Genomic DNA, 2,797 nt, shown 5'->3' on the forward strand with positions numbered 1-2,797 from the left:
AAAGAACTTGGCCAAAGATAAGTAATAATTAATTATTAATTATTTTCCTACAGAATGCTACGCAAACGGCAGTCGCCAACATAAAAATTTGTCTAACACTAGGGCATTGAATTTGAGACAAAAAAACAAGCGTTGTGGGAGAAATTAAGAGCTTCATCCTACTGTTTTTCTGGAAATTTTTCTCCTAACTCTGAGTCATCTATCTCTAGTTTCCCAGTTAAATTTCATATATTAAGTCTGATTCTAATTGAGGAATTTCAGCTTGAGAGAAATCTCTCAATTTTTGAGGCAGTAATTTCTTGATAGATGGATAGGAACCTAAGTTTAATTTCTGGTAGTCGGGAATTTAATAGTTTGGCAAATTGAGAAAATCAAATACTCGTTTCATCAGGTTTTGTGGGAGAAATTAAGAGCTTTATGGCAGTGCTTTTCTCGAAATTTTTCTCCTAACTCTGAGTCATCTATCTCTAGTTTCCCAGTTAAATTTCTGGTAGTTGGAAATTTGATAGTTTGGCAAATTGAGAAAATCAAATACTCGTCTCACCATGGTTGTGAGAGAAATTAAGACCCTCATTTAAATTTCTGGTGGTCGGGAATTTAATAGTTTGGCAAATTGAGAAAATCAAATACTCGTCTCACTATGGTTGTGAGAGAAATTAAGAGCTTCTCCCTACTGTTTTTCTCCAAATTCTTAGTCAACCATCTCTAGTTTCCCAATTAAATTTCATCTCTAAGTTTGATTCTAATTTTTGATTATGAGGTGAGAATAAATTGGTCAATTTTTGGTGAAGTAATTTTTTGATCGGCGGATAAGAGTCTAAGTTTAATTTTTGGTAGTCGGGAATTTGATAGTTTGGCAAATTGAGAAAATCAAATACTCGTTCGATCATAGTTGTGGGAGAAATTAAGAATTTTACCCCACTGTTTTTATCGAAATTTTTCTCCTAACTTTTGGTCATCCATCTCAACTTTCCCAGTTAAATGTCACCTCTAAATACTCCTCTAATTTTTTATTATGAGGTCGAAAGAAGTTGGTCAATTTTTGATGCAGTGATTTACTGATAGGGGGATAGGAACCTAAATTTAATTTCTTGTAGTCAGGAACTTTATAATTTGGCAGACCGAGAAAATCAAATACTCGTTTCATCATGGTTGTTGGAGTTCGATAAAATTCTTCTGTGGGCAAAATTAGAATTTGTTCTTGAGGAAATATTCTCATCCAATTGTGGATAAAATCTATATATATTCCAGTGCCTAAATAATATAATCCATGATGCCAATAATTGGTGTCTAAGGGGGAATTTTTATAAATCATTTGCCAATTTTCTAATTCTTGATTTAATGCTGTTTCTAAAGGGCGATTTTCTCTATTTATCCTTCGCCAATGATAGTAGTGAGAAATAGCTCTATCTACAGGGTTTCTCAACATAATTATTAATTTGATTTTGGGAAAGTAATTAAATATTCTGTCTGGTGCTTCCCAATTTCCTAAATAACTAGGACTTGCTTCTCCAGTTATTAAATTTTCATGGTTTGGAATGGCAGGAAAATGAGAGATATACCAATTTATTCCTTTGTCAAAGTTCATCGACCAAAAATTTATTTCTTTTACAACAGGGGATAAAATTTGAGGATGTTGGATGAGATAACTAAATAAGGAGGTAGTTCCTCCTTTTCCTACTCCAATAATTAGAAAGTTAGGATTTTGAATGTCTGTCAAATGCCACTGTTTTTGGCAAAGGGAGGGGTAAGATTTTAAAGTTTGTTGGTAACAAGCAGTTTGGTAATAAATAATTGCTTCATCTATTTGATTCTGTTTTGTCAGAATTTCTCCGAGATTTATATAGGACAAATATGAATCTGGATTTTGTTGAATAAACTGCCGATATAAATTGACTACTTTATCTAATTTTCCGCAGCGTTCTAAAGTGTTCCATAAATTATAATTTGACCAGGATAATTCAGGGTTAAGTTCTACAGCGCGCAGATAAACAATAGCAGCTTCATCCCACTTTTGTTGTTGAATAAAAGCATCTCCTAAAAATTGATAAATTTCCGAAATATTAGGTTGAATAGAAATAGCTTTTTGATAAGAGGCGATGGCTTCATCTAATCTTTGTTGTTTTACTAGGGTATTTCCTAGATAATTCCATAGCCAATAGTTATGAGGATTTTTTTCAATTTCTTGGCGGTAGATATTTTCTGCTTTTTCCCATTTATCTTGTTTGAGAAACAAATTCCATAAACATAAATGAGGTCTATCTATTTCTGGATTAAGTTCAATTGCTTTTAAGTAACTGGTAATTGCTTGGTCTGATTTTCCTGTAATTTCTAGAACATCTCCTAATGAATTATAAGACCAATAATAGTTAGGATTAATTTCTATGGCACGACGGTATGTTGTTATGGCTTCTTCCCAGTTTTCTAATTTTACTAAAGTATCTCCTAATGAGTTATGAGACCAATAAGAATTAGGATTAATTTTGATGGCTTGATGATATTTGACAATGGCTTCTGTTTCTCTTTGTTGTTTGAATAAAACTTCTCCTAAATTATGGTGAGCAAAGTAAATCTTGGGATTGATTTCTATAGCTTTTTGCAGAGTTGTCTCAGCTTGGTCTAATATACCTAATTTAATTAAAGTTTCTCCTAATTTATTGTGAGACCAATAGGAATTAGGATTAATTTTTATAGCTTTTTGGTAGGCAGTTACCGCTTCATGTAAATTATCTTGTTGAGTCAGTGCTTCTCCTAATTTTTCGTAAGACAAATAAAAATCAGGATTCAATTTAATTGC

Annotated in this window: 2 protein-coding genes; both read right to left on the bottom strand. The window is 32.3% G+C overall.

All coding sequences use genetic code 11. The annotated features are described in order from the left end of the window. Positions 1-695 precede the first annotated feature (695 nt). A complete protein-coding gene (locus F6K13_RS26910) occupies positions 696-890 on the bottom strand; it encodes a hypothetical protein (RefSeq protein ID WP_124144400.1) in 195 nt (64 codons plus the stop codon). Positions 891-964: 74 nt separating this feature from the next. After that, positions 965-2,797, bottom strand: a 1,833-nt coding sequence (locus tag F6K13_RS26915) for a tetratricopeptide repeat-containing sulfotransferase family protein (protein WP_287288979.1), incomplete at its 5' end; no start/stop codon positions are given.

This window comes from Okeania sp. SIO2B9 (assembly GCF_010672505.1).
In the GTDB taxonomy this organism is placed as follows: domain Bacteria; phylum Cyanobacteriota; class Cyanobacteriia; order Cyanobacteriales; family Microcoleaceae; genus Okeania; species Okeania hirsuta.